The organism is Pelagibacterium limicola (assembly GCF_015694405.1).
GTDB classification, from domain to species: domain Bacteria; phylum Pseudomonadota; class Alphaproteobacteria; order Rhizobiales; family Devosiaceae; genus Pelagibacterium; species Pelagibacterium limicola.
The window spans coordinates 1-25,686 of record NZ_JADQDB010000001.1; the positions used below are offsets into that span (position 1 = coordinate 1).

At 60.8% G+C, this 25,686-nt stretch carries 23 protein-coding genes and 1 pseudogene; 8 read left to right on the top strand and 16 right to left on the bottom strand.

Annotated elements, in window-relative coordinates; all coding sequences use genetic code 11:
* From I2G20_RS00005 to I2G20_RS00020, 4 genes and pseudogenes are all read right to left on the bottom strand, one after another.
* Nucleotides 1–436 (bottom strand): annotated as a pseudogene (locus I2G20_RS00005) (helix-turn-helix domain-containing protein); the annotation flags it as partial.
* Nucleotides 437–526: 90 nt separating this feature from the next.
* Nucleotides 527–1,495, bottom strand: coding sequence for a hypothetical protein (locus tag I2G20_RS00010; RefSeq protein WP_196257634.1), 969 nt, complete (start codon nt 1,493–1,495; stop codon nt 527–529).
* The gene (locus I2G20_RS00015; RefSeq protein WP_196257635.1) at nt 1,386–2,141 is read right to left on the bottom strand and encodes a GNAT family N-acetyltransferase; all 756 of its coding nucleotides are present in this window, start codon (nt 2,139–2,141) and stop codon (nt 1,386–1,388) included. Before I2G20_RS00015 ends, I2G20_RS00010 begins: the two co-directional genes overlap by 110 nt.
* 94 nt (nt 2,142–2,235) lie before the next feature.
* On the bottom strand, nt 2,236–3,030 hold the full coding sequence (locus I2G20_RS00020; RefSeq protein ID WP_196257636.1) for an RNA methyltransferase: 795 nt from the start codon (nt 3,028–3,030) through the stop codon (nt 2,236–2,238).
* A gap of 88 nt (nt 3,031–3,118) precedes the next feature.
* Here I2G20_RS00020 and I2G20_RS00025 point away from each other — a divergent pair, with 88 nt between their 5' ends.
* The 3 genes from I2G20_RS00025 to I2G20_RS00035 all read left to right on the top strand — a co-directional run bounded on the left by I2G20_RS00025 (nt 3,119) and on the right by I2G20_RS00035 (nt 5,153).
* Nucleotides 3,119–3,454, top strand: coding sequence for a TfoX/Sxy family protein (locus I2G20_RS00025; protein ID WP_196257637.1), 336 nt, complete (start codon nt 3,119–3,121; stop codon nt 3,452–3,454).
* Nucleotides 3,455–3,458: 4 nt separating this feature from the next.
* Entirely contained in the window at nt 3,459–3,890 is a 432-nt protein-coding gene (locus I2G20_RS00030; RefSeq protein WP_196257638.1) for a GFA family protein, read from the top strand.
* Between the two features lie 144 nt (nt 3,891–4,034).
* Nucleotides 4,035–5,153, top strand: coding sequence for a baeRF11 domain-containing protein (locus tag I2G20_RS00035; RefSeq protein ID WP_196257639.1), 1,119 nt, complete (start codon nt 4,035–4,037; stop codon nt 5,151–5,153).
* Nucleotides 5,154–5,266: 113 nt separating this feature from the next.
* Here I2G20_RS00035 and fabF read toward each other — a convergent pair whose 3' ends face one another.
* Complete coding sequence (fabF, locus tag I2G20_RS00040) at nt 5,267–6,547, bottom strand: beta-ketoacyl-ACP synthase II (protein ID WP_196257640.1); 1,281 nt, start codon at nt 6,545–6,547, stop codon at nt 5,267–5,269.
* Between the two features lie 64 nt (nt 6,548–6,611).
* Nucleotides 6,612–7,028, bottom strand: coding sequence for a MarR family winged helix-turn-helix transcriptional regulator (locus I2G20_RS00045; RefSeq protein WP_196257641.1), 417 nt, complete (start codon nt 7,026–7,028; stop codon nt 6,612–6,614).
* A 155-nt stretch (nt 7,029–7,183) separates the two neighbouring features.
* Here I2G20_RS00045 and I2G20_RS00050 point away from each other — a divergent pair, with 155 nt between their 5' ends.
* The 3 genes from I2G20_RS00050 (at nt 7,184) to I2G20_RS00060 (ending at nt 10,508) form a co-directional block, all read left to right on the top strand.
* Nucleotides 7,184–8,395 (top strand): NADP-dependent isocitrate dehydrogenase, encoded by a 1,212-nt coding sequence (locus I2G20_RS00050; RefSeq protein WP_196257642.1) that lies wholly within the window; start codon nt 7,184–7,186, stop codon nt 8,393–8,395.
* A 139-nt stretch (nt 8,396–8,534) separates the two neighbouring features.
* Nucleotides 8,535–9,506, top strand: a complete 972-nt coding sequence (locus I2G20_RS00055; RefSeq protein ID WP_196258171.1) for a glycerophosphodiester phosphodiesterase family protein — start codon at nt 8,535–8,537, stop codon at nt 9,504–9,506.
* 90 nt (nt 9,507–9,596) lie between these two features.
* Nucleotides 9,597–10,508, top strand: a complete 912-nt coding sequence (locus I2G20_RS00060) for a DMT family transporter (RefSeq protein ID WP_196257643.1) — start codon at nt 9,597–9,599, stop codon at nt 10,506–10,508.
* Here I2G20_RS00060 and alaS read toward each other — a convergent pair.
* The 9 genes from alaS to flgB all read right to left on the bottom strand — a co-directional run bounded on the left by alaS (nt 10,505) and on the right by flgB (nt 20,756).
* A complete protein-coding gene (gene alaS / locus I2G20_RS00065; RefSeq protein ID WP_196257644.1) occupies nt 10,505–13,165 on the bottom strand; it encodes an alanine--tRNA ligase in 2,661 nt (886 codons plus the stop codon). The genes I2G20_RS00060 and alaS overlap by 4 nt on opposite strands.
* Before the next feature lie 187 nt (nt 13,166–13,352).
* The gene (recA, locus tag I2G20_RS00070; RefSeq protein ID WP_196257645.1) at nt 13,353–14,429 is read right to left on the bottom strand and encodes a recombinase RecA; all 1,077 of its coding nucleotides are present in this window, start codon (nt 14,427–14,429) and stop codon (nt 13,353–13,355) included.
* Between the two features lie 249 nt (nt 14,430–14,678).
* Nucleotides 14,679–17,228, bottom strand: a complete 2,550-nt coding sequence (cckA, locus tag I2G20_RS00075) for a cell cycle histidine kinase CckA (protein ID WP_196257646.1) — start codon at nt 17,226–17,228, stop codon at nt 14,679–14,681.
* Nucleotides 17,229–17,357: 129 nt separating this feature from the next.
* Nucleotides 17,358–18,437: a flagellar biosynthesis protein FlhB gene (flhB, locus tag I2G20_RS00080; protein WP_196257647.1), complete on the bottom strand. Its 1,080-nt coding sequence runs from the start codon at nt 18,435–18,437 to the stop codon at nt 17,358–17,360.
* A 6-nt stretch (nt 18,438–18,443) separates the two neighbouring features.
* Nucleotides 18,444–19,208 carry a flagellar biosynthetic protein FliR gene (fliR, locus tag I2G20_RS00085; protein ID WP_196257648.1) on the bottom strand — a complete coding sequence of 255 codons (765 nt, stop codon included), beginning with the start codon at nt 19,206–19,208 and terminating at the stop codon, nt 18,444–18,446.
* A gap of 6 nt (nt 19,209–19,214) precedes the next feature.
* A complete protein-coding gene (fliQ, locus tag I2G20_RS00090) occupies nt 19,215–19,481 on the bottom strand; it encodes a flagellar biosynthesis protein FliQ (RefSeq protein WP_196257649.1) in 267 nt (88 codons plus the stop codon).
* A gap of 54 nt (nt 19,482–19,535) precedes the next feature.
* Entirely contained in the window at nt 19,536–19,862 is a 327-nt protein-coding gene (gene fliE / locus I2G20_RS00095; protein WP_196257650.1) for a flagellar hook-basal body complex protein FliE, read from the bottom strand.
* A gap of 10 nt (nt 19,863–19,872) precedes the next feature.
* A complete protein-coding gene (flgC, locus tag I2G20_RS00100; RefSeq protein ID WP_196257651.1) occupies nt 19,873–20,286 on the bottom strand; it encodes a flagellar basal body rod protein FlgC in 414 nt (137 codons plus the stop codon).
* Nucleotides 20,287–20,300: 14 nt separating this feature from the next.
* The gene (flgB, locus tag I2G20_RS00105) at nt 20,301–20,756 is read right to left on the bottom strand and encodes a flagellar basal body rod protein FlgB (protein ID WP_246472701.1); all 456 of its coding nucleotides are present in this window, start codon (nt 20,754–20,756) and stop codon (nt 20,301–20,303) included.
* A 164-nt stretch (nt 20,757–20,920) separates the two neighbouring features.
* Between flgB and I2G20_RS00110 the strand changes: the two genes are divergently transcribed.
* The gene (locus I2G20_RS00110) at nt 20,921–21,529 is read left to right on the top strand and encodes a flagellar biosynthetic protein FliO (RefSeq protein ID WP_196257652.1); all 609 of its coding nucleotides are present in this window, start codon (nt 20,921–20,923) and stop codon (nt 21,527–21,529) included.
* A 34-nt stretch (nt 21,530–21,563) separates the two neighbouring features.
* Nucleotides 21,564–22,292 (top strand): flagellar type III secretion system pore protein FliP, encoded by a 729-nt coding sequence (gene fliP, locus I2G20_RS00115; RefSeq protein WP_207747488.1) that lies wholly within the window; start codon nt 21,564–21,566, stop codon nt 22,290–22,292.
* Here fliP and I2G20_RS00120 read toward each other — a convergent pair.
* Entirely contained in the window at nt 22,289–25,642 is a 3,354-nt protein-coding gene (locus I2G20_RS00120; RefSeq protein ID WP_196257653.1) for a hypothetical protein, read from the bottom strand. The genes fliP and I2G20_RS00120 overlap by 4 nt on opposite strands.
* Between the last annotated feature and the right edge of the window lie 44 nt (nt 25,643–25,686).

The window sequence follows — 25,686 nt, forward strand, 5'->3', positions numbered from 1 at the left end:
TTGGCCGGATCAAGATCAAGCTGCCCCTCGAACCACTCCTGGCGCTGTTTCAGGATGTCTGGCCGGTCTTGTTCGGATGCGTGGAGCGTCTTTTTTTTCGAGTGATGGCGTGACGCACGAAGAAGCGCTGGATCGTGCCGAAACCGAAGCGGTGACCACGTGCGCTCAAAGCTTGCCGCAACTCCTCGATCGTAATGTCGGGCGTCTCCTCAAGCAGCGATAGGATCAATGCCTTGCAGGCGTCGATGCGTCCAGATCGACGGTCACCTCCCAAGGCCTTGGGAAGAGGCGCTCCCTGATCACGCTCGCGCGCCCTCCAGCGGCTCACACTTGCCGCACTGACACCAAAGCGTTCAGCTGTCTGGCGATGGCTGAGCCCGCTGGCCACGGCGGCAAGAACACGCGTCCGGAGATCGAGTGACAAAGCTTTCGACATGTCCGCCGGCCTCCTCACCCGGCAAACATGATGAATCAGAAACGCGTTGATTTGGGAACCCGCACCGATTCATTCAGCTCGGGTGACGCTCTAGGGATAAACCGCGATATGCAGATGATCCTGATGCAGGGCGTCGGTAAAACTGCGTCCACCCCGCCCGTCGAGAGCCCAAGGACTTCCGATCTGGCGCACCTCTGGCTGTTGGTAGAGCCATTGCACGAATTGATGCACACGCGAGCCGGTTTGGCGTTGGTCGATGACCAGATCGGGACCCAGCCGGTAGATATCCACCGCCAGACCGCGTGAATGATCGCTCTGGCGAGCAGTGCCGAACACTTCCCACGGGTGGCCCGTTGAAAAAGTGACGACACCGAACCCGTCCCATTCGGCCATCCGCGCCAGCAGCGCCAGCAGTTTGGGCGAAACGAGCCCAGCATAGATGTCCCATCGCGCTGAATCCGGCAGTTCGATCCGCGGATCGGCCAACACCGCCAGCGCTTCGGGAGACAGGTTAGCGGGCGGCGCCAACGGCTCGCCACCATTGGATTCCAGCGAGGCAACCTGCCAAATACCGCCCGTCCGGATCAGCCGGATATCGAGTGTGCGCCATTCCACGTGCACTCCCTCGGGCTCCGCCCACATCTGCTCGACCACGACCATTACCGACGCGCCGCCGGGCAGCAGGCCGCCCAGCTGCGGGTAGATTATGCGTCCGGTTGACCACGTCCCGGGCCGGTGGAGCGCGCCGGCAAAAGGCGCTGCCTCCGGCGGCAATCGCGCGGCGATGTCCTCGATGCCCTCGTGGGCCTCGTGTGTGATCAGCGACAGTGCGATGGAACTGGCGAGCTGCTTCGCAGCGGCCTCCGTTTCCTGCGGAGACAAAGGCTCAGCTCCTTGTTGATGCGGGACCAGCGGGACAACGTCGAGGGGTACCTCCTCCAGTGCCAGATTATCCTGGGCTATGCCCCGCCCGAGCGGAAAGGTGTTCTGGTGGGCCGATACGAGCGTGATTAGGCCCGAAAACAGGGCGGCCAGTGCGATCGGGTTCGGTATTCTCATATCTGGAGGCGTCTCCCAGTGTCAGCCTATACTCCCTCACCGGCACGCCATCCTGCCCTATCCTTTTTGCGGCCAGCCTGGCGCCAATGCGTTCAAAAAATGGCGTGCCCAAACCATCTTCCTCGGTCACCAGCAGTGCCGCTTGCGCTCCGTCCCGCCGCACCTGCTGGGCAAACGCCTTGACCAGCTTGCGCCCGACGCCCCTCTGCCTCACGTCCGGCGCAGTGACCACATGGCTGAGGACCGGAAGCGGCGCACCGCTTCCACCACGCGACTTGCTGGCCGGCGAAAGCCTCCGCATGATGGCGCGGGCGTAACGCGGACCACGCGTCGTCATAAACTTCAATGCAAGCATCGGGCGGCTCAGGAGCGCGGCCAATCCCGTCGCCCCGAGCTTCCAGCTCCGGTTGCGCACGACCCACCGATAATGAGCAGCATTGGAGGCCGTTCCGAACAGCACGCCGATAACCTCACCGCCTTCGCGCGCCACCAGGGCTACGCCATGGGGCGAGTGAATAAAGGTCTCATGGTAAAACCGCATGAACCGCTGGCCGAGCCGGGGAAACAGGCCCAGGCGGAGATGGTCGAGATGTAGCGCGACGCTCGCTTCGACGTCCTCGAGACGCAATTGCTCTATTCTAGTCATGGCGCGATCCTGCCGGAGTGAAACCGTCAGGGTTCCAATGCACTGGCCGTCGACGCGTTCCCGGAAAAGACCAATTGCGCGTTGGACGAGAGGCTTACTCGCCCCTGCGCCTGCGTGTCGGATTGGGGCGCTCGTGCCGCCGGTCGAGCGCAGCAACGACCCCGCGCAGCGTTCGCACCTCCTGGGCATTGAAGCTGGCTTTGGCGAACATGGAATGCATGTTGTCCATCATGCCCGGCCGCTTGTTGGGGGACTTGAAAAATCCCGCGCGGTCCAAGGCCTCGCCTAATTGCTCGACCAGCCCGATCACCTGGTCACGCGGCGCAGCCTCTCCCAGATCTTCCTCGATCGGCAGGGGTTCGCCGGACAGCGTAACCCGCCGCCATTCATAAGCCAGCACCAACACGGCTTGCGCGATATTGAGCGAAGCAAAGGCCGGTTCGACAGGCAGCGTCACGATAGCGTCGGCGATGGCCACCTCTTCATTGGTCAGCCCCCATCGCTCCCGACCGAAAAGAACGCCCCCGTGCCGCCCTGCTCCGATATGTGCCGCCAGCTTTTCTGCGGCGGCATCTGGCCCAATGACCGGCTTGAACATTTCGCGACCACGCGCGGTCGTCGCAAGAACATAGGTAAGGTCGGCCACGGCTTCGGACAGCGTAGCGAAAACTTTCACGCGCTCGATCACATGATCGGCTTTGGAGGCCGCCGCCACCGCCTTTTCGTTCGGCCAGCCATCGCGCGGATTGACGAGCCGCAAGTCCCAAAGCCCGAAATTGGCCATCGCCCGCGCCGCCGCGCCAATATTCTCACCGAGCTGCGGCTCGACGAGAATGATTGCGGGCGTGGGACGAAAGACAAACTGCTTTGACGTATCGGTTCCGGCCATCGGCTTCTCACTTGTGCCAGCGGGAATTACGCGGCCCTGTCGAGAGAATCAAGATTGCAGTCCGCGCCGGACTGTGTAGCATTCGGCCATGAACCATGCGCTCGATGAACTGGCCGGTCGCGTTCGCGATCATCTGTCGCTCAAAACTCCGCTCATCGAAAAGAAGATGTTTGGCGGTCTCTGCTTCATGGCCCGCGGCAACATGGTTGTGGGCGTCATGAAGGAAGGCACACTTCTTGCGCGCGTCGGCAAGGAGGGCATGGCCGCCGCTCTCTCCCGCCTGGGTTGCCACGAAATGGATATGCAGGGGCGCAAGATGTCCGGCTTTGTGGTCGTGGATGGCGATGTGATCGAGGACGAAGACGCGCTGGCCGACTGGCTCGACCGATGCCTTGCCTTCGCCGCAACGCTTCCGCCAAAATAGCGCCATGGAAAAACTCACGCTGACGGAAACGCCGACATGCGCCTGCGGCTCGGTCTCGGTCGCTGTCGACGGCCGCGCGCTCTCCATGCTGCTCTGCTCTTGCCGCGATTGCCGCAAGGCGACGGGCACGGGGCATTCGGGCTTCGTCATCATGCGCAGGGATGATGTGACCGTTTCCGGGGAAACCCGGCATTTCACCAAGATCGCGAATTCGGGATCCGAAATCTCGCGTCATTTCTGCCCGATATGCGGCACACCGGTTTACGGCGTGACCGCCCGCTCTCCTGCACTGATCCTCCTGCCCGTTGGGCTTTTTACCGAACCCGACTGGTTCGTGCCGACACAGGCCATCTTCTCGCGCAGCCATCTCGTCTGGGACGCTCTGCCCGAAGGCATCGCGCAATATGAGACTTATCGCCCCGGCGCCGAAGGCTGATCTGGATCAATGCGCCGATGGGTCGCGCCGTTATCGTTGTGCCCGTTCGCAATCTTGCGCAACATATCGGGCGATCGTCGGTTGTATTGAAAAACCGATCACCTATCTTCCCCCGTATTGAACAAAAAACAAAAAGGGATTCCCATGCTTTACGTTGACACGCCCGCCTTGCAGGACTTCAAGACACTCAAGGCGGCGCGCGCCGATGCCTGTGTTTCGATTTATGTTCCCACCACGCCCCTCACGCAGGACGTAGACGCCTCGATCATTGAACTTGGCAATCTCATCAAGGATGCCATGAGCCAGCTCGAAGCCGCCGGGCTCGACAAGCGCCGCGCCGCCGCGCTGGGCGAACAGTTCGACGATCTGCTCGATGACGAGGATTTCTGGCGCACCCAAGCCCATACGCTGGCCGTGTTCGCCACCCCGGATTCGATCCGCACCTTCCGCCTCGCCAATCGCATCAAGCCACTGGTCGAAGTCGCCGACCGTTTCCACCTCAAGCCATTGCTGCGCGCCATCACCTTCCCGCATGACGCCTTCGTTCTGGCGCTATCGGAAAACGATGTTCGGCTTATCGAGATTTTCCCCGATCTCCCTGCACAATTGGTCAAGGTGCCCAACCTGCCAAAGGACGCCGCCAGCGCCCTCCACCGATCGACCATCAACGACCGCACGGCCAAGCGCCGCATTACCGGGTCGGAAGGCCAGAAAGTGCGGCTGACCCAATATGCGCGCCTGATCGATGCCGCATTGCGCCCTGTGCTTTCGGGCCGCGACATTCCGCTTATCCTTGCCGCCACCGAGCCTTTGGCCTCGATCTATCGCTCGATCAACAGCTATCCCAATCTTCTGCCCGACACCGTTACCGCATCCAATGACCGTTCGAGCGAGGGTGAAATCGCGGAAGCTGCCCGCCCAGTGCTTGACGGCGCCTATGCGGCCGAAGTGGAAAACTTCAAGCGCACCTACGAAAAACGTGCGGGCGACAGTCGCGCTACGACCGACATCTCCGACGCCGCCCGCGCCGCCACCTTTGGCGCCATAGAAACCCTGTTGGTCGATATGGACGAAATCGTCCACGGCACGGTCGATGACGACAATGGCGCCGTTACCTTTGGCGAAGAAGGCCCGGATACCTATGGGGTGGTCGATGAAATCGCAGCCCGCGCCTTGAGCAGTGGCGCCAAGGTCCTTGCCGTCCGTCGGGACGAAATCCCTCGCAAGGCCTCCCTCGCCGCCACCCTGCGCTACGCGCTGTAGGCGCCATCTGGCATTACTGGAGCACCTGATTTGATCAAATCAAAACAGGTGCTCCGCGTTTTTTTGTCGGCTTCCGAAGCGAATACGTCGTGCCCGCTTATTCTGGAACCGCCCTATAAGCGTCCCAAGATCAGCGACGCATTGACCCCACCGAACCCGAACGAGTTCGAGAGCACATAATCGACCTGCCGTTCCAGCGGTGCGTTCGCGATCATGGTGAACGCATCGGTGCCATCCATCGGATCGTCGAGATTGATCGTGGGCGGCAGCACGCCTTCGCGCAGCGCCATCACCGAATAAACAGCCTCGATCGCACCTGCCGCACCGAGCAGATGCCCGGTTGAGGCCTTTGTTGAGGAGAGGCCGATCTCCTTGCTCTTCATGCCGAACACCGCGGTCAACGCAGCAAGTTCAGCGGCATCGCCAACTTGCGTGGAGGTCGCATGCGCGTTGACATAACCGATGGCCTCGGGCTGCAGACCGGCCATCTCCAACGCATTGCGGACCGCGATCTGCGCGCCCGCACCATCGGGCGATCCGGCCGTGAGGTGATATGCGTCAGCCGAAGTGCCATAGCCGGCCAGCACTGCCAGAGGCATCGCCCCGCGCGCCCGGGCATGGCTCAGCTTCTCGATGACGAGCACTGCAGCACCTTCCGACAGCACAAAGCCCGAATGGCCATTATCGAACGGGCGGGACGCTTTTTCGGGATGATCGTTGCCTGACGAAGTGAGCGCACGCGAGGCGCCGAATCCCCCAATCGAGATCGGGTCCACCGAGCCTTCCGCACCCCCGACCACGGCAACCTCGGCCTCCCCGGTCAGGATAAGCCGCAACCCGTCGCCAATCGCCTGTGCCGACGCCGCGCAGGCCGTGACCGGCGCACCGATCGGCCCCTTGAACCCGTATTGGATGGAAATCCATCCCGCCGCCAGGTTGGCGAGAAACGACGGCACCGTGAAAGGCGAAAGCCGCTTCGGCCCCTTTTCGGCGATTATCCGGACCGCTTCGGCCATAACCGGGGACCCACCGACGCCAGTACCAATGACGGTCGCCGTCTTTCGTTTGTCGCTCTCTGACTCAGGGCGCCAGCCCGCCTGATCCAGCGCTTGCGCGGCAGCGGCCAGCCCGTACTGGATGAAAAGGTCCATCTTCTTGATCTCTTTAGGATCGATCCAGTCACCCGGATCGAAGCCATGCGGATCGCTCGCCTTGTCGGGCACCAGCCCGGCAATGGTGCTGGCAAACCCCGTGAGGTCGAACCGGTCGTTGACGACGATACCGCTTCGACCCGCGATCAATCGCTCCCAGTTCACGTCCACGCCGACACCCAACGGGGACACGGCCCCCATTCCGGTAATGACCACGGGATCGGACTCGCTTGGTCTGAGCATTCTGTCACTCCTTGGATAGTGTAATTACACGCCGAAAGTTGGACGATTTTGCGCTATCTTTGTCCTAGAGAGCTGCCAACCGCTTCAGCGCTGTCAGCAGGTCATCAAAAGTTTCCCCGTCGAGCAGCACGCGCAGTTCGGCCTGCGCCTTGCGCCACTCTGGCATCAACGAATGGATCAGCGACGCGCCGGCGTCGGCAAGCACGCACAACCGGCTGTTGGGCGTCTCCCCTCCCCGGCGCACAATGAGCCCCTTGGTTTCCAGCAGATCGAGATTGCGCGAGAGCGTCGTACGGTCCATCGCCAAAGCGCGCGCCATCTCGGTGATCGACCGATCAGGCTTCCGGGCTATGGTAGCGAGGATCGAGAATTGAGCGGCCGTTAGCCCGAACGGGCGCAACTTGCGATCATAGCGCCGTGTGACGGCCCGGGCCGCCATGCGCGTGTTGAGCACAAGACAATCTTCCAGTTCGCGTTTCATGACGCATTTTATGGACGTGTATATACACGACTGTCAATCCGTGCCGCCCCGGCACTCCCCCCTTCTTGCCACGCGCTTTGCGCTTTCGCCTCATGATGCTATAGGGGCGCCGAGCCAGGGGTTTACCCTTTGTTTTAAAGAGCGCGGAGCGAATAATGAGCAAGATCAAAGTCGCAAATCCGGTCGTCGACATCGACGGCGACGAGATGACCCGGATTATCTGGCAGGCCATCAAGGACAAGCTGATCCATCCCTACCTCGACATCGATCTTGAATATTACGACCTGTCGGTCGAGCACCGCGACGCCACCGACGATCAGGTGACGATCGATGCCGCCAACGCCATCAAGAAACACGGCGTGGGCGTGAAATGCGCGACCATCACCCCCGACGAAGCTCGCGTCGAGGAATTCGGATTGAAGAAGATGTGGAAGTCGCCCAATGGCACGATCCGCAATATCCTTGGCGGCGTGATCTTCCGCGAGCCCATCATCTGCCGCAACGTTCCACGCCTCGTGCCCGGCTGGACCCAGCCCATCATCGTCGGCCGTCACGCTTTCGGCGACCAGTACCGCGCCACCGATTTCAAATTCCCCGGCAAGGGCAAGCTCACCATAAAGTTCGTCGGCGAGGACGGCCAGGTGATCGAGCACGAAGTGTTCGACGCACCGGGCTCGGGCATTGCGATGGCCATGTACAACCTTGACGAATCCATCCGCGATTTCGCTCGCGCATCGCTCAACTACGGTCTCGTCCGCAACTATCCTGTGTACCTCTCGACCAAGAACACCATTCTCAAGGCCTATGACGGGCGCTTCAAGGACATTTTCCAGGAAATCTACGAGACCGAGTTCGAAGCCCAGTTCAAGGAAAAGAAAATCTGGTACGAACACCGCCTGATTGACGACATGGTGGCCGCAAGCCTCAAGTGGTCTGGCGGCTATGTCTGGGCGTGCAAGAACTATGACGGCGACGTGCAGTCCGACACCGTCGCGCAAGGTTACGGCTCGCTGGGCTTGATGACCTCGGTGCTGATGACCCCCGATGGAAAGACCGTCGAGGCCGAAGCCGCGCACGGCACCGTGACGCGCCACTTCCGCCAGCACCAGCAGGGCAAGGACACCTCGACCAATTCCACGGCCTCGATCTTCGCCTGGACCCGTGGCCTCGCCCACCGCGCCAAGCTCGATGACAACGCCGAACTCGCGAAGTTTTCCGCAACGCTCGAAAAAGTCGTGGTTGACACCATCGAAGCCGGCCAGATGACCAAGGATCTCGCGCTGCTCGTTGGCCCTGACCAGCCCTGGCTCTCGACCATCGGCTTCCTCGATGCCATCGACGCCAATCTTCAGAAAGCCATGGCATAACACTCGCAGCTGGCGGCTAATATCAAAGGGACGGCATGGCCGTCCCTTTTTTCGTCTGTGATGCCCGCCGCAATTTTACCACCAAACTCTTCGATCAATGTTCGGACCGATGCTCCGGAGTAATCGGATGAAAGCTGTCCTGCTGCGCCTATTGGCCATTCTCGTCATCGTCGCGGGCGCAATCTGGATCTGGAACGCCTCCTGGCGCGTGCCGCCCTCGGAGAACCCGCAAATCCAACTCATCGCCCATCGCGGCGTGCATCACACCTTCGACCGCACCGGGCTGGAAAACGACACCTGCACCGCCGAACGCATTGCTCCGCCCGAACACGCATTGTTCGAGAACACGGTTCCCTCAATGCAAGCCGCATTCGCAGCCGGCGCCGACATTGTCGAAATCGACGTGCATCCGACAACGGACGGCCAATTTGCGATCTTTCACGACTGGACGCTCGATTGCCGCACCGACGGCGCCGGGGAAACCCGCGCGCATGACATGGCCTATCTCAAAGCCCTCGACATCGGTTATGGCTACACCGCCGACGACGGGAAGTCCTTTCCCCTGCGCGGCAAGGGCGTCGGGCTCATGCCCTCGCTCGAGGACGTTCTTTCGGCAATGCCCGACCGGCGGTTTCTTATCAATTTCAAGTCCAACGAAGCTCGAGAGGGCGACATGCTCGCCATCCTCGTCGCCCAGCATCCCGAATGGGCCGGCGCAGTGTGGGGCGCTTATGGAGGGGACGCGCCGACATTCCGGGCGAAAGCCTCGATGCCCAACCTCGCTGTCTGGTCGCGCCGCGGCCTTATGGACTGCCTCCTCCAGTATATGGGCTATGGCTGGACGGGATTTGTTCCCTCTGCCTGCCGGGATACCTATGTCATGGTACCGATCAATCTAGCCCCTTGGCTTTGGGGCTGGCCGAAACTGTTCCAGAAACGCTTGGCTGAAGTGGGAAGCGAAATCATTCTGCTCGGCCCGTACGAATCCGGTGATCCCGGCACGGCCGGAATCGATGACCTCGAAACCCTGGCGCGCGTGCCGGCGGCATTTTCAGGCTATATCTGGACCAATCGTATCGAGCGCATCGGCCCGGCCATGAGCGACCGGTAAACTGTACGGCGTTTTACCCTCGACGCCTCCCACGAACCGGCCTATAGCTGGAAAGTTGCGTTCATCCTGCCCTGAGTTCGGTGCCTCCCCATGTCTGTCGGCGTGCTTCTCGGCTTTATCGCCTATGGCAGCTATGCGTTTGGCGATGCGCTGATCAAAAGCTTTGGCGATTCCATGTCGGTATTCGAGATTGCGTTTTTCGTGACGCTTTTCTCGTTCGTGCCCGCGCTTGTCGTAAAGCCCCGTGGCGAACGCTGGCGCGAATCCTGGCGACTGCGACATCCAGTACTGACCCAGCTCCGCGGAATTCTGGGCATCTGCTCTATGATCCTCGTGACGATCGCCTTTACGACGATACCCCTGGCCGAAACATACGCTTTGGTCTTCTTGACACCAATTCTGGTGACCATCCTGTCGGTATTCATCTTGCGCGAAAGCATGACACCGATGCGGTGGGCTCTCTTGGCCATCGGCTTTGCCGGCGTGATGCTTGTGGTTCGGCCTGGTTTTCGGGAGCTCGAGATCGGCCACTTCGCCGCTATCGGCGCCGCGGTCGCTGCGTCGTTCGGCGCAATTATCCTCAAGCGGATTTCAGCAAATGAGCGCCGCGTTTCCCTGCTTGGCGTCCTGTTGGTCTACGCCATGGTCTTTAATGGCATTGCCATGCTCCCGACCTTCCAGATGCCAACCCTCCATCAGTTCGGAATATTCCTGCTCATCGGCATCTTCGGGGGCACGGGGCAACTCGTAATGATCGCGGCAACCCGCCGCGCCGCTGCCAACCAGATCGCGCCGACCCAGTACAGTCAGATCTTCTGGGCCATCCTGCTCGGCGGCATCTTCTATCAGGAATATCCCGATACGATCGCCATCATCGGTTTGATCATCGTTGTCGTCGCGGGCATCGGAACCCCGGGCGTCGAAGCTGCACGATCGATTCTTGGTGCGCGTCTCGCCCGCTTCGGCCGCAACAAGCTGCCAGACGAGAATGAGGACAATTAGCTCGCCAAGGCGGTCCTGATCGCAGCCACGGCCTCGTCCGCCTTGCTGCCATCCGGTCCGCCGGCCTGCGCCATGTCGGGACGTCCGCCGCCGCCCTGGCCGCCAAGTGCCGCAGAACCAACACGCACCAGATCGACGGCGCTGACCTTGCCCGTAAGATCCTCGCTCACTCCGACCGCAATACCGGCCTTGCCGTCCTCCGTGGTCCCCACGATGACAACCACACCCGACCCGATCTGCTTCTTGCCTTGATCGACCAGCCCACGGAGGTCCTTGGGCTGCAGGCCCGCAACGACGCGGCCCATGAAGGTCACCCCGTTCACGGACTCCGACGCCGATGCCTCGCCACCACTACCACCGCCCATTGCCAGCTTCTGGCGCGCTTCGGCCAGCTGGCGTTCGAGCTGCCGCCGCTCCTCGACCAAAGCCTCCACCCGTGCAAGGGCATCGCGCGGCGTGGCCTTGAGCGCTGCCGCAACAGCGCGCAACTGGGCGTCCTGCTCGGAGAGATAGCGCCGTGCGCCGTCCGCCGTCAGCGCCTCGACGCGCCGCACGCCGGCGGCAACGGAGGTTTCCTGCACGACGGTGACCAGCCCGATTTCACCGGTGCGCCGCACGTGAGTGCCCCCGCACAGCTCCATCGAATAGACCTTACCCGCCTTCTCGCCCTCGCTGGCGATACCCATCGAAACGACACGCACCTCATCGCCATATTTCTCGCCGAACAACGCCATTGCGCCCGCAGCCACCGCGTCGTCGACCGCCATCAGCCGCGTTTCGACCGGTGCGTTCTGCAGCACCACGGCATTGGCTAATCGCTCCACTTCCACGAGTTCTTCTGGCGCGATCGGCTTGGTGTGCGAGAAATCGAATCGCAAGCGGTCCGGCCCCACCATCGAGCCTTTCTGGGCGACGTGTGTGCCTAGGACCTGCCGCAACGCTTCATGCAGGAGATGAGTCGCCGAGTGATTGGCACGAATGGCCTGACGGCGCCGATGATCGACCTTCAGTGTCAACGGCACGCTGAGTTGGAGGACCCCGGAAACAACCTTCACGTTGTGCGCAAAAACGCCACCCGCGTGCTTGGTGGTGTCGAGAACCTCAATCTCGACGCCTTCGCCCGACATCGTGCCGGTATCCCCGATCTGCCCGCCGCTTTCGGCGTAGAAAGGCGTCTGGTTAAGAACGATGAAGCCTTCATCCCCGGCATTAAGCGCCTCGACTTGGGCGCCATCTTTGACGAGTGCAACGACAGCGCCGTCGCTTTCCTCGGCGTCATATCCCAGGAATTCCGTCGCCCCGACACTGTCCGCAACCGAGAACCACACGGCGCTGGTCGCCGCGTCGCCTGAGCCCGACCAGCTCTTTCGCGCCTCCGCCTTCTGGCGCGCCATCGCAGCATCGAAACCGGATTGATCCACCCCAATCCCACGCGCGCGCAAGGCATCCTGCGTCAGATCGAGCGGAAACCCATAGGTATCGTAAAGCCGGAAAGCGGTCTCGCCAGCCAGTGTATCCCCTTCGGCAAGGCCGGACGTCTCCTCTTCAAGAATCTGAAGTCCGCGACCCAACGTCTTGAGAAAGCGCTCTTCTTCGAGACGGATTGTCTCCGCAATCATCGCTTCGCCGCGCACCAGCTCCGGATAGGCCTGACCCATTTCCCGCACCAGCATCGGGACGAGCTTGAAGATCGTGGGCTGGTTTGTGCCTAGCAGGGTGGCGTGACGCATCGCTCGGCGCATGATGCGGCGGAGCACATATCCGCGACCTTCATTGGAGGGCAGTACGCCGTCGGCCACCAGGAACGACATTGAGCGCAAATGGTCGGCGATCACGCGGTAGGATGCCACGGTCTCACGGGTCGGGGCCTTGCCCACGACTGACGCCGCAGTATCGATGAGATGCCGGAAAAGGTCGGTTTCAAAGACGCTCTCGACCCCCTGCAGGATCGACGCCATACGCTCGAGGCCCATGCCCGTATCGATCGAGGGGCGCGGCAGCGCCAGCCGTTCGCCGTTGGGCTGCTGATCGTACTGCATGAAAACAAGGTTCCAGAATTCAAGGAACCGATCGCCATCCTCGTCTGGAGACCCCGGAGGTCCGCCCCAGATGTGCTCTCCGCGGTCGATAAAGATTTCCGAACACGGGCCGCATGGCCCCGTATCGCCCATGGACCAGAAGTTATCGGACGTCGGAATGCGAATGATCCGGTCGTCGGAAAATCCAGCAATCTTCTTCCAGTAGGAGGCAGCCTCGTCGTCGGTGTGATAGACGGTGACAAGCAGCTTGGACGCATCGAGCCCAAACTCTTTGGTGACAAGATTCCAGGCCAGCTCGATCGCTGTTTCCTTGAAATAATCACCAAACGAGAAATTGCCGAGCATCTCGAAAAAGGTCAGGTGGCGCGCCGTATATCCCACATTGTCGAGGTCGTTATGCTTACCCCCGGCACGTACGCTCTTCTGCGAGGTCGTCGCGCGGGTATAGGGGCGCTTTTCAAGGCCGGTAAACACGTTCTTGAACTGCACCATTCCCGCATTGGTAAACATTAACGTCGGGTCGTTGCGCGGCACGAGCGGACTGGATGCCACCTTCTCGTGGCCGTTCTTGGCAAAATAGTCGAGAAAGGTGGATCGGATATCGTTTACGCTGGTCATCTCTAGCCCGGAAACCCCGTCTGCGCAGCATTGCGCCGCCCATAATTCGGCGTCGAGGCCCAAAAGCCTGACGTTTTCGCCAAGCCTTCTATCGCGCGGAGCCGGTCAGTGCAATGGCGCGCCGGAAACAAGAAAGGCGCCGGCTACCCGGCGCCTGGAGGCCATGCACGGCACTCGGAAAAACCGGTCAATCCTCGTCGCCACCGCCATCTGCATCATCGCCAGCTGCGATAAGTTCGGCGGCCAGAAGCCCGGCACTTTCCCTGATACCGGTTTCGATCTGCGCGGCAACCTCGGGATTGTCCTTGAGGAACTGGCGCGCATTTTCACGTCCCTGCCCCAACCGCTGGCTGTCATAGGAGAACCAGGCACCGGATTTGTCCACGATCCCCGACTTCACCCCCAGATCGAGCAACTCACCGGTCTTGGAAATACCCTCGCCATACATGATGTCGAACTCGACCTGGCGGAACGGAGGGGCCAGCTTGTTCTTGACCACTTTCACCCGCGTCTGGTTGCCGATTGCTTCATCACGCTCCTTGATCGTGCCGATACGGCGAATGTCGAGGCGCACCGACGAATAGAACTTGAGCGCATTGCCGCCGGTGGTGGTTTCGGGCGACCCGAACATCACCCCGATCTTCATGCGGATCTGGTTGATGAAGATGACCATCGCCTTGGACTTCGAGATCGAAGCGGTAAGCTTGCGCATGGCCTGGCTCATGAGCCGGGCCTGCAAACCCGGCAGGGAATCGCCCATCTCACCTTCAAGCTCGGCGCGCGGCGTGAGAGCTGCAACAGAGTCGACGACCAGAACGTCAATGGCTCCCGAACGTACCAGCGTATCGGCAATTTCCAGCGCCTGTTCGCCCGCGTCGGGCTGCGAAATCAGAAGGTCGTCGACATTGACGCCCAGCTTGCGGGCATAAATGGGATCGAGAGCATGTTCGGCATCGATAAACGCACAAATGCCACCTGCCTTCTGGGCTTCGGCCACCACATGCAACGCCAACGTCGTCTTGCCCGAACTTTCCGGCCCGAATACTTCGATGATACGCCCGCGCGGCAGGCCGCCGATCCCGAGCGCAATATCGAGTCCCAGCGATCCGGTAGAAACGGACTCGACCTGCACCGAGGCGTTCTCGCCCAGGCGCATAATCGACCCCTTGCCGAAGCTTCGCTCGATCTGCCCGAGGGCTGCCTCGAGAGCCTTGTTCTTGTCCATCGAACCTCCGTCAACCACGCGAAGCTGTGAAACCGCCATTTCTATCTCCTTATTTCACCTCTGCCCGGCGCGTGCAACGCGGTCGGCGTTCCTCAACAGGATATTCATGTTGCAGATTTGTTCCCATTTTATTCCCGTTATGTCAAGGGACAAAATGAGAACATCGATTACAATGATGCCGAGTGAGCAGATTGGACGAAGGAGCGCCACCGATTGTTATAAGCCTATGGGAGACAAGCCGCTCATCCGCCTGATTGGCGATAACCCCGGTCTGCGGCCTACAGGAAACTAGTCCCCCTGCTCCCCGGCCTTTCGGCCGGTCAGCACTTCCTTGACCTTCGAGTTGATCTGGTCGAGGGAATATGGCTTGGGCAGGAATTCGACGCTCCTATCGTCCGCCAGCCCCTGCCGCACGCTCTCCTCGGCGTAGCCGGAAACAAAGATCACCTTGAGGCCCGGATACTTCTTGCGCACCTCGGTCAGGAGCGTCGGCCCATCCATCTCGGGCATCACCACGTCCGAGATCATGAGATCGAGCTGGCCGTCGATCTCTTCTAACACTTCGAGCGCCTCTTCACCGGACGCCGCTTCGAAGACTTCGTAGCCGGTCACGGCCAGCGCTCGCGCCGAAAAAGCCCGCACGCTTTCTTCGTCTTCGACGATCAGGATTCGCTCGTTCCCTGTCAGATCCTTGACCGGTGCCGCTACCTGCTTTGCAGCCACCTCGTCCGGGGCCGGGATGTGCCGGGGCAGGAAGATGCGGAAGGTCGTGCCCTTGCCCACTTCCGATTCAGGATAGATGAACCCGCCGGTCTGTTTGATGATACCATAGACCATCGAGAGCCCGAGCCCGGTTCCTTTGCCCAATTCCTTGGTGGAAAAAAACGGCTCGAAAATCTTTTCCATTACCTCAGGCGTCATGCCAGTGCCGGTATCCTCCACCTCGATCAGCACATAATCGGCGGCCGGCATCCCTCGATAAGAGAAGCTCGTTGCCTCGGCTTCGAGAACGTTGCGCGTCCTGAGCGTGATCGCCCCTCCATTGGGCATGGCGTCACGCGCATTGACCACGAGATTGATGATGACCTGTTCAAGCTGCACCAGATCCGCCCGCACCGGCCACACGTCCGCAGCGTGCTCAACGTCGAGCGTCACCCTCTCCCCGATCAGGCGCTTCAACAGTACAGTGAGATCGTCCACATGCTGGGGAATTTCCAGGATCTGCGGTCGCAGGGTCTGTCGACGAGAAAAGGCGAGGAGTTGCTTGACCAGCCCCGCTGCGCGGTTGGCGCTCTGCTTGATCGACATGATGTCGGAGAATGAAGGATCGGACGGCCTGTGCTTGAGCAGCAGAAGTTCGGAAAAACCGATGATTGCGGTCAAAACGTTATTGAAATCGTGCGCCACTCCGCCTGCAAGCTGGCCGACCGCCTGCATCTTCATGCCCTGCGCGAATTGAGCCTCCAGCTGCCGCTGCTCGGTCATGTCGAGCGCGTAAAGGATCGCCGCCTCATCGCTTTCGCCACTCTGCTCGACTCCGGAGATGAACATGCGCACGCTGCGCGCTTCTTCTCCCGGTACCGTGGCATCCACATGATCGATCTCGGATTTATGGCCTTTAGCCGCATTGAGCGCCGCACGGAACTTTCCTGCGCCCTCCTCGTCGACCAGCGACCCGATATCTATACCCTCGATGCTGCGTTCGCCTGAAGTCAGCCCGAAAATCCGGGTGAACGGCGCATTGGTCCGCACCACCTTGCCATTGGCATCGAGCGCCGCGATGGCGATGGGCGTATTGTTGAAGAACCGCGAGAACTGCACCTGTGCGGCGCGCAGCGCCTCTTCGCCATCGAGCGCGCGGGAACGATCGAGCACCAGTGTCCGGGTTTCCCCCAGTTCCCCCTCAGCCAGCCGAGCCGCCCTGTGCAACAGCCGGACCGGCAGGCTGGTGCCGTCGCGACGCACGAGATCGAGATCGACGATCTCGGTGCGCACGGTGCCCTCCTGCCCGCCCCCGAGCAGCAATCCCGCCCCGTCGCCATGCACGATTTCGCTCAGATCCAGTTCGCCCGCCTCGAACGCTGCAAGATCGTAGCCAAGCCAATCGGCAAGCGTGGAGTTGATATACTGGATGCGTCCGCGCGCATTGGCCGAAAAGAAACCTGCGGGCGCATGGTCGAGGTAATCGATCACCTTCTGAAGATCGACGTAGAAGTTCTCCTGCGTCTCGCGATCGCGTGTAATGTCTTCGACCGTCCAGATGATTGGCCTGCGCCCGCCCCCATCGAACTCGGGCAGGTTGCGCACGCCGACACGGAGCCATTGCGCACCGCCGCCCGCACGCGGCAACCTGATGTCCTCAACGATCGCTCGCCCGTCACGCGCAGCACGGCTCAGCCGGTAAATCGCTTCGCTCGCCTCCGGATGTCCCGCAAGGAGGCGCGGCACACCAACCGGCACTCCCTTCGTTACGGCCCTGGACAGCTCGGCATAGCTGGCATTGGCGTAGGCAATCTTGCCGTCACGGTCTGTCACCAGCGCGCCATAAGGCAGGCTGTCGACGATGGCACGTGCAAGCGTGCGTTTCTCCTCCCCGCCCACGAAGCGGAACAGTCCCGCTGCCAGTGCAAACAGGGAAAAAACGCCAATCACAGCAAGGATGCCCAGAAAGAGCAGCACCATGTCCGTGGGAGCGGCGTCCCCCAGCAAGGCAAAACCGGTTGCTATCGCGATAAACACGACGGAAAGCCCGACCACCCGCCAGAGCGCACCTGGCGATGCCGCCCGCGTCACCACGGGTTCAGGATAGTTATCCTCTCCGGCAGGAGCCACCGCCATGTCGTTCTACCTCGCTGCACCGCCTTTTGGGGCGAATACCGAATCAGCTTCCGTATTGGTAGCAAACCGCGCTTCGCCTTGGGTAGTGCGTAAGCCCTTCCGCGCGTCGTTTGGCACGGTTTTCTCACGTTACGATGGTTTCCAGCCTGCCCGCTGCTTGAGGCGCATGACGTAACCGATTACCTGCGCCACCGCCTTGAACTGATCCTCGGGAATCCGTTCGCCAATCTCCGCGCCGGCATAGAGCGCACGCGCCAGCGGCGGGTTCTCGACAATCGGCACATCATGGTCGTTCGCCAATGCCCGGATGCGCAGGGCCAGCGCGTCGACGCCCTTGGCAACAACCTCGGGTGCCGCCATTGAACGATCGTACTTGAGCGCCACAGCATAGTGCGTCGGGTTGGTAATGACCACCGTAGCGTCGGGCACCGCCGCCATCATGCGCTTGCGGCTGCGTTCCAGGCGAATCTGTCGGATGCGGCCCTTCACATGCGGGTCGCCTTCCATCTGTTTGTATTCGTCCTTGACCTCCTTGACCGTCATCATCTGCCGCTTCCACCATTTGTGGCGCACGTAGAGATAGTCGAGCAGCGCGATGATCGTGATCGTGATGATCGTGACGACGAAAATCTTGAGGCCGATTTCCTGAAACACACTCAGAACTAGAAGTGGATCGGCCGCAATCATGGTGTCGAGCCGATCACGCTCCGGCCAGATGACAACGAACATCACCGCCGAGAACACGACGAGCTTGAACAACCCTTTGCCGAAATTGACCAGCGCCTCGGTGGAAAAAAGGCGTTTGAAACCGGCGATAGGAGAAATCTTGGAGAACTTGGGCTTGATCGGATCGACGGAAAACACAAGCTGGTGCTGCACCATGTTCCCCGCGATACCGAACAAAGCCAGAAACGCCATCGGGATCAGGAGCACGCCCAATATGCTAGTCGCGATCGTATAAAAGAATTGACCGAACGCCGGGCCGCCAACCTCGAGATGGTAGGAGTGCTCCATCACGCCCTTGAGGCTGTTCATCACCGATCCGCTGGCCCATGGCGCAAAGAACGCAAAGACCAGCGCGGATCCCGTGATCATGAACCAGGTGGTCACCTCCTGGCTCTTGACGACGTCCCCCTTCTTGTGGGCGTCCGTAAGCCGTTTATGGGAGGGATCTTCTGTCTTCTCGCTCTGATCGGGCTGGTCGGACATCGGTCCTCATATCCCCCCGATCAACGAGAAATGCCGCTCGATATGCGCCATGTACCAGGTCATCATCAGAACCAGGAGCAGCGCGAAGAGCACTAGCCCGACAATGATATTGGCGGGCATCATCATGAAGAACACCTGAATTTGCGGCATCAGCCGTCCCAGAATACCGAGCCCGAGATAGAAGACGAGCCCAAAGACGAGCAGCGGCGCAGCCATTTGCACGCCAGTGATGAAGCCCCCGGCAATGACCCGCGTCGCCGTCTCGGACGCATCCTCGAGCATCAGCGGCGCATCGGGAGGAAAGTAGGTGTAGCTTTGATAGATGCCCGCCAGCAGCATGTGATGCATGTCCGTGACAAAGATCAGCACAATGCCCATGAACGCGAGGAAGTTGCCCACGATGGCCCCCTGCACGCCGCCCTGCGTCGGGTCGGCGGTCTGCGCCATTGAAAGCCCCATCTGATAGGCGATGACAGCCCCGGCAACCTGTGCCGCGACCAGCACGAGCCTCGTCAGCCCGCCAAGAATAAAGCCCACGGCCAACTCGTGCCCCAGCATCGCCAGCAATCCAGCCAGGGTTGCCGGGACGGCACCGAGTTCCGGCGCAACAAGCGGATAAAGGACAACCGAAAACGCCAGCGCCGTTGTCAATCGCAACCGCGCCGGTATCGTGCGCTCACCGATCGCGGGCAACAGCATGAACATCGTGCCCACGCGCGCAAACAGCAAAAAGAAATAATATGCGACGTCAGGTCCCCACTGGACGCTCATCGCCCGCTATCCGCCCGTGATGATCAGGTCGACCACCCGGTTCATATACGCCGCCATGGTTGCACCCATGAAAGGCAGTGCAATGAGCATGGTAACGAAAATGGCGATGATCTTGGGCACGAAGACCAGCGTCATTTCCTGGATTTGCGTCAGGGCTTGGAACAGCGCAATGACCACCCCCACGCCCAGCCCGACCAGCATCATGGGCGCCGAAATCAGGATCAGCGTCCAGATCCCGTCGCGGGCGATATCAAGTGTGACGGCACCACTCATGGGAAAGACTCCAACCGAATCGGTGCTCAATCGTACACGGAGATGGTGTGCGCGCTAAATCGGCATCCGCATGATTTCCTCGTAAGCCGAAATCACCCGGTCGCGGATGGTGACCATGGTTTCCATCGCGATTTCGGTCTGCGCCAGAGCGGTAACCACATCGACGACGTTGGCCTTGCCATTGAGCATATCCATGCTCACCTGATCGGTGTGCCGACCGGCAGCCGCGACCGAATTGAGCTGTTCGGTCAGCATCGCGCCGAAATCCACACCGCCCTGAGCCGGCGAGGCGAGCCCTGCTGTCTTTCCCGAAGCCTGATCGGAAATGAGGCGGGACACATTGCCGTACGCGGCGGTCGCTGCGTTAAATGGCGTCGACATTGGCTAGCTCCTAACCGCGCAGGATATCGAGTGTGCGGCCGAGCATCTGGCGCGACACGGTGACAACATTGAGATTGGCCTCATAGGTTCGCTGGGCCTCACGCATATCCATGGTCTCGATCAGCGTATTGATGTTGGGATACTTCACGTAACCGAATTCGTCAGCAGCCGGGTGGCCCGGTTCGTATCGGGAGATGAAGTCGGTCATGTCGTAAGACAGGCGCCCCACACGCACTTCGTGGGCATCCAGTTCCCTGTTGAGGACCGCGTGAAACGTGGGAATGCGGCGCCGGTACGGATCCTCATCCGGTGTCTTGCCGGCCGAATCCGCGTTTGCCATGTTCTCGGCGATCACCCGCATCCGCGCCGTCTGGGCGTTAAGACCGCTTCCCGCGATCTTGATCGAAGTCATGAAGTCGTTCATGGAAATGCCCTAGCCTAACCCTGCTTGCCCAATGCGATGCGCACCAGCCTCATGGAACGCGAATAAAGTGTGGTCGCCGCCTGGTATTCCAGTTGGTTGGTGGTGACCTTCATCATCTCTTCTTCGAGCGTCACCCCGTTCCCTTCGGGCATGATCTCGAAATTGTTCATCCGCATCGCACCGAACCGCGTCGCGTCCGAGCCGCCGACGGAAAAATGCTTGGCATTGGTCGTTCGCGTATTGACGGCCGCGTTGGGGCGTTGCACCAGTTTTTCATAGTTGAAGTGAGCAAGGTCGCGGCCGCGATAGCCGGGTGTTTCGGCATTCGCCACATTCTCCGCCAGCAATGTCTGGCGGGTCTGATGCCATTGCATCTTGTTCCGCAAGGCGGAAAAGATTGGCAGGTCGCCTATACCCATCGTATCAAGACTCGCAGCCGGATCGAACTGGGCAAATCTTGCCTGTCTCATGGTTAACGAGGCGTTAATTTCATTTTCCCCATGTGCGGGAAAACTTCATGTTTTGGCCTTTTCCTGCTCTATGCTAGGCAAACCTTGCCCGGCGATTCAATTTCTCTGCTCAATGCAGCCGGGAGAAGCGGCTTTGGAATGTGTTCGTTTAAGGAGACGCGACAGTGGGATTTCTGACCAGCCTGTTCGGCGGCGAAACCAACTATGTCACGATGATCGTTGCGCTGGCCATCGTGCTAGCGCTGATCGTTTTGGCTGTATGGCTCATAAAGGTGATGGGACAGGCCACCCGGACGATCGGTCGCGGACGGCAAAGGCGCCTCTCGATCGTCGATAGCATCCCCATTGACCAGAAACGCCAGGCCATCATTATCCGGCGCGACGGCGTCGAACACCTGATCGTCATCGGCGGCACCAACGATCTCGTCGTCGAAACCGGCTTCGAAGCCCCTGCCCTGACGACTCCAGTCCGGCCCGGACGCCGGATGATCCCTACAAGCGCATCCGAAGCCGAAACGCCGCCTGCCAACGTCTCTCGCCTCGAAAATACCTCCTCCACGAGCAAGCCCAAATCGCTGCGCCATACCGGCCTCTTGCGGGCCACTGACGGACAAGGCGGCGAACTTCCCGGTGGAAAGCGCGCGACGGCGGGTGCTCCCGCAATCGACTCAGCTACAAACGGTATGAGCGACGATCGCGAACCTGCGCTCGAAACCGTAGCTGAATCGGGGGAAAACGATAACGCCGACAAGAACAAAGGAAGGCGAACCTGATCTTCTGCGCGGGCTTCCCAGCCGCGGGAGGCTTTTGCGCGCGGTAATTGCGGCGACCGTGCTAGTTGCGGCACTGGTTCCGGCGGCGGCCTTCGGTCAGGACATCAGCATCGATTTCGGTGACGATACGACCCTCACCGAGCGCGCCATCCAGTTGATTGCGCTCATCACCGTCCTGGCCTTGGCGCCCTCGATTCTCGTGATGGTCACCAGTTTCACACGCATCGTCGTCGTGCTGTCGCTCCTGCGCACGGCGATCGGCCTGCAAACTGCGCCGCCCAACTCCGTCATGGTCTCGCTGGCGCTATTTCTCACCGCTTTCATCATGGCCCCGACGCTGCAGGCAAGCTACGACCAGGGAATAGCACCGCTCATTGCGGGAAATGTAGAGATTGCGGAAGGCGCCGAACTGGCAGCCGGCCCGTTCCACGAATTCATGCGGACACATGTCCGCGACCGCGATGTGATGCTGTTCCTCGATCTCACCGAAACACCGCCACCCGACACACCTGAAGAACTCGAACTGCGTATCCTCATCCCCGCTTTCATGATTTCGGAGTTGAGGCGCGCCTTCGAGATCGGCTTCCTGCTCTTCCTGCCCTTCGTCGTCATCGACATGGTGGTGGCATCGGTGCTTATGAGCATGGGCATGATGATGCTCCCGCCCGTCATCATCTCGCTGCCCTTCAAGCTGATCTTCTTCGTGCTGGTCGACGGCTGGTACCTCGTCGTCGGGTCCCTGCTCCGAAGTTTTATGGGTTAGCTGATCCCGTCCTGCCGGGTGGCCCGGAAGGGTGTTATGGCACCTTCCGAGGTATAGATTTCGCGATAGGCATTGAGGAAGGCGTTGAGGGAATCCACCGCTGCGATCTGTCGCGCAATTTGCCGGAATTCGCTGGCCGAGGTGTCGATCGCGTCCGTGACGAACGAGAACATAGGCCATTCCGGCGCCCGGGACATGAGGTCCGAATACCGGTTTCGGAGACGCGAGAGCCCAATCTGATCGTTGGCCATGAGGTAACCGACAGCCGCCTTGACGATATTGGTACGCGCGATCGGGCTGAGCGTGCCCTTGTCGAGATCCACGGCGTAAAGCCTCTCAATGGTTTCCGCCGCTTCGCGATAGCGTTTCGCGCGCCAATAGGCGTCTACGCGCAAAAGGTCGATGTCTCGCCCGGCCATGCCGGCCAGCATATCGAGCGCAAGATCGAACCGGCCCACATCAAGCAATGCTCGCGCCTCGAGAACACGTCGTTGGCGCTCGAGCGCTGGGGGCAGGCCCGAAAGACGCGTGCGGTATAGAGCTTCGAGCGCCTTGGCGGGCTCGCGATTGGCGATGTGTATGATTGCAAGATCGGCCGCCACCTGCGAACGCGCAGCGCCTTGCAGACGATTGTTAACCTGGTAGTCGAGGAGTTCAGCTGCTTGATTGAGGAGGTCGACCCTGATCAGGCGATGCGCCAGGTTGCGGATCATCTGGTCGCCCTGTGTCCCGGCAGGCGTCAACTGCCGGAAATCGTAGTAGATGCTCAAGGCCTCGATAGCGTCGAGTGCATCGGCTCGTCCATCGATATAAAGCGCCTGGAATTCGACCTGGGCGCGTTCCATGAGGCGCGACAGGACATCCGAATTCCGGTGGCTGTCCGAAACCAGCCGGGTCGTCGAGAATGCGTCGCGGTAATTACCGTTGCGATACTGCAGGTCCGTGAGCTTTTCGATTATGGCAAGCTCGGTGGAATCACCGCGCCAGATGACTGACTGGACGGCCAAAGTGTCAGCGGCACGCGCCACATCGAGCCGACCCAGTTCATCGAGAAGCGAAATCGTGCGCAGAACCGCCTGGGATGTCGTGGGGCGGCGATCCGCGGCAATGACCCGCCCATAGCTCTCCAACGCTTCGGGATACCGCCCGTTGAGTTCGTCGAGCATACCGCTCAATAAGTCGAACTCGGAAATCTGGTCCGGCCCCATGGCTGAGAGATCGATCTGCTGTAGGAAGCGCGTTGCCAGCGCGATATCTTCCCGCTCCACCGCGGCCCTGATACCGGCGAGCAGATAGCGGCTCCGAATCCAGTTTGGCTGGTTGGAAGCGAGCAGTTCCGAACCAAGGGCCTCCATTCGGGCGCCTTCCCAATCCCCCAGCTGGGCGCGGGCGATGGTGCGCCAGAACCGAGCCTCCGAGCTCTCGGCGAGGGCCTCTGTTCCCAACAGCGAGACGGCCTCTCTGGCTCTCCCGGCCACCGCGTTCGCTGCACCTTCGACAATGCGGATCGCCGATTCGAGGTCTGGCTGGCGCAAGCTTGCTCGCAAGGTCGAAAGTACGCCCAGAGATTCAAACGCGAGATTGTTCGCCAGATAGAATGTTGCCAGGTCGAGCCGGGCCCGGTCGAGATCGCGTCCTTCGGCGCTCAGCGTGCGCCCGACCAACTCTATCCGCCGTTGCTGCAAGTCGGCGGGGTTGGCGGCAATATGGACGCCGAGATCGACCAGATTCTGGGCATCGATCCCCGACGCCGCGAGCCGTATCGGCTGCTCGGCGGAAAGCGTGAGTCCAGCCTCGGCCGCCACAACCGCCCGGTTGCCTTCGACCCTTACCGACACACCGTCGTGGTTGGGCCGGAATACAAGCCCGTGCACGGTGCGTGGCGCTGAGAAATCGACATAATGGAGATCCCGAACGATGCCGCGCGCAGGAGGAAACGCGGTAACGACCTCAAGCGTATCGCCCACGTTCGGATCGCGCAGCGTATGGACACGCCCGGGCTGCCCCACGTCGGCGAAGACTTCAAATAGTCCACCTGCTCCCTGCCGCCGCTCGAGCATGATGGGCTGGGTGGCGCTGATGAGCACGTCACCGAGCGACAATACCCACGCCCGGCCTTCCGAGCCCATTGTGGCCAATCGGTCTTGGCTGAGTTCCAGGCGGACGACCTTGGACCCCTCGAAACCTTCGACGGCAAAATCCGATACCAGGGCGTCCAACGAACCGCTGGAATACTCGTCCATGGGTGGGGCGATTTCGGCGGGCGTGTCGAAGACCAGCCATAGTGTGTCGCCGCGCCGGAACACCGCCGCTGGCGTTTCTCGGTGGAAGGGGAATACCACTCGCACGGTCGAACCCACCGTCGTCACAAAGGGCACGACAGTGTCGGGCTCTTCCCCGGAGGCGGCAATTGCACCGTCGGGGTCCGAGCTGTCGGAATGCGCAGCTTCTGCGGTGCCGCTACCCTCCACCCCTGCTGAAGCCCGAGCCAGCGCTTCAGGATCGATTGCTTCCACGAACACGCCCGCAAGATCGATATCGAGAATGAAGCGCGTGGCGCTATCCTCGTAAAAGCGCATCCGTGTGCCTTGCTCAACGTTCAGGGTAACGGTGGTGCCGCCGAGACTGACCGTATTCTCCACCGCGAGCAACTGCTCGGGCATATCGGAGATGATTTCGTAGAGATCGATTCCCACGGGCCAGTCGAAGGTAATGCTGGCGCTGTCTTCCTCGCGGGCGTAGCTTGCACGCGTCCCCACATTCCAATTGAACATGATCCGCCAGAAGGTCGGATGGCGACCCACGCGGACCACGGCGGCGGGATTATATTCGGCCGCCAGTTCGGCCCGACGGCGCTCTTCGGCCAATCTGGCTGCATCTTCAGCCCGCCGGGCGAGCCGCGCCACGGTTTCCGGCGGCAAGCTCGGGGGCAGCCCCACCCAGTTGGGCGGAAGCAGATCGATGAAAAGCTGCTCGCCGGCATCGATGGTATTGAGCTGCATGGGCCCGCGCAGGCCCATACGAATCCCGGTCATGTCCGGATCGAAGCGCGCAACCGAAATGACATCGTCCAGTGCACGCGCAATCTCCGGCAGAACACCCGCGAGGCGGACACCGAATTGGATGACCAGCACGCCGTTTTCGATGGAAACTTCGTGCTCTGGCAGGGACAGCCGGTCCTGGAAGGTAACGATGATGCGGCCGTAGTTCTCGTGCCGCTGCACCTCCACCGTGACGCGATCCTGAGCCGTGGCAGGGAAAGCCAGCGCAAGGCACGCAAAAAACGCCAGCGCGATTGCCCGCGCGGCGTTAATGAGATCGCTTCCCGCTCGTCTGGTGGTACAAAGCATTCTGCCTGCCGCCGTTCAATTTTGGCAGCCTAGCGGCGAGCGTT

What these genes read in the sequence shown, in the direction of transcription:
- flhB (WP_196257647.1), bottom strand. Translation starts at nt 18,437, where the DNA reads ATGTCCGACCAGCCCGATCAGAGCGAGAAGACAGAAGATCCCTCCCAT.
- fabF (WP_196257640.1), bottom strand. Translation starts at nt 6,547, where the DNA reads ATGCTCAGACCAAGCGAGTCCGATCCCGTGGTCATTACCGGAATGGGG.
- fliE (WP_196257650.1), bottom strand. Translation starts at nt 19,862, where the DNA reads ATGTCGACGCCATTTAACGCAGCGACCGCCGCGTACGGCAATGTGTCC.
- I2G20_RS00050 (WP_196257642.1), top strand. Translation starts at nt 7,184, where the DNA reads ATGAGCAAGATCAAAGTCGCAAATCCGGTCGTCGACATCGACGGCGAC.
- I2G20_RS00120 (WP_196257653.1), bottom strand. Translation starts at nt 25,642, where the DNA reads ATGCTTTGTACCACCAGACGAGCGGGAAGCGATCTCATTAACGCCGCG.
- recA (WP_196257645.1), bottom strand. Translation starts at nt 14,429, where the DNA reads ATGGCGGTTTCACAGCTTCGCGTGGTTGACGGAGGTTCGATGGACAAG.
- flgB (WP_246472701.1), bottom strand. Translation starts at nt 20,756, where the DNA reads ATGAGACAGGCAAGATTTGCCCAGTTCGATCCGGCTGCGAGTCTTGAT.
- I2G20_RS00030 (WP_196257638.1), top strand. Translation starts at nt 3,459, where the DNA reads ATGGAAAAACTCACGCTGACGGAAACGCCGACATGCGCCTGCGGCTCG.
- I2G20_RS00020 (WP_196257636.1), bottom strand. Translation starts at nt 3,030, where the DNA reads ATGGCCGGAACCGATACGTCAAAGCAGTTTGTCTTTCGTCCCACGCCC.
- I2G20_RS00060 (WP_196257643.1), top strand. Translation starts at nt 9,597, where the DNA reads ATGTCTGTCGGCGTGCTTCTCGGCTTTATCGCCTATGGCAGCTATGCG.
- I2G20_RS00025 (WP_196257637.1), top strand. Translation starts at nt 3,119, where the DNA reads ATGAACCATGCGCTCGATGAACTGGCCGGTCGCGTTCGCGATCATCTG.
- I2G20_RS00045 (WP_196257641.1), bottom strand. Translation starts at nt 7,028, where the DNA reads ATGAAACGCGAACTGGAAGATTGTCTTGTGCTCAACACGCGCATGGCG.
- flgC (WP_196257651.1), bottom strand. Translation starts at nt 20,286, where the DNA reads ATGAACGACTTCATGACTTCGATCAAGATCGCGGGAAGCGGTCTTAAC.
- alaS (WP_196257644.1), bottom strand. Translation starts at nt 13,165, where the DNA reads ATGACCAGCGTAAACGATATCCGATCCACCTTTCTCGACTATTTTGCC.
- fliR (WP_196257648.1), bottom strand. Translation starts at nt 19,208, where the DNA reads ATGAGCGTCCAGTGGGGACCTGACGTCGCATATTATTTCTTTTTGCTG.
- fliQ (WP_196257649.1), bottom strand. Translation starts at nt 19,481, where the DNA reads ATGAGTGGTGCCGTCACACTTGATATCGCCCGCGACGGGATCTGGACG.
- I2G20_RS00010 (WP_196257634.1), bottom strand. Translation starts at nt 1,495, where the DNA reads ATGAGAATACCGAACCCGATCGCACTGGCCGCCCTGTTTTCGGGCCTA.
- I2G20_RS00015 (WP_196257635.1), bottom strand. Translation starts at nt 2,141, where the DNA reads ATGACTAGAATAGAGCAATTGCGTCTCGAGGACGTCGAAGCGAGCGTC.
- cckA (WP_196257646.1), bottom strand. Translation starts at nt 17,228, where the DNA reads ATGGCGGTGGCTCCTGCCGGAGAGGATAACTATCCTGAACCCGTGGTG.
- I2G20_RS00035 (WP_196257639.1), top strand. Translation starts at nt 4,035, where the DNA reads ATGCTTTACGTTGACACGCCCGCCTTGCAGGACTTCAAGACACTCAAG.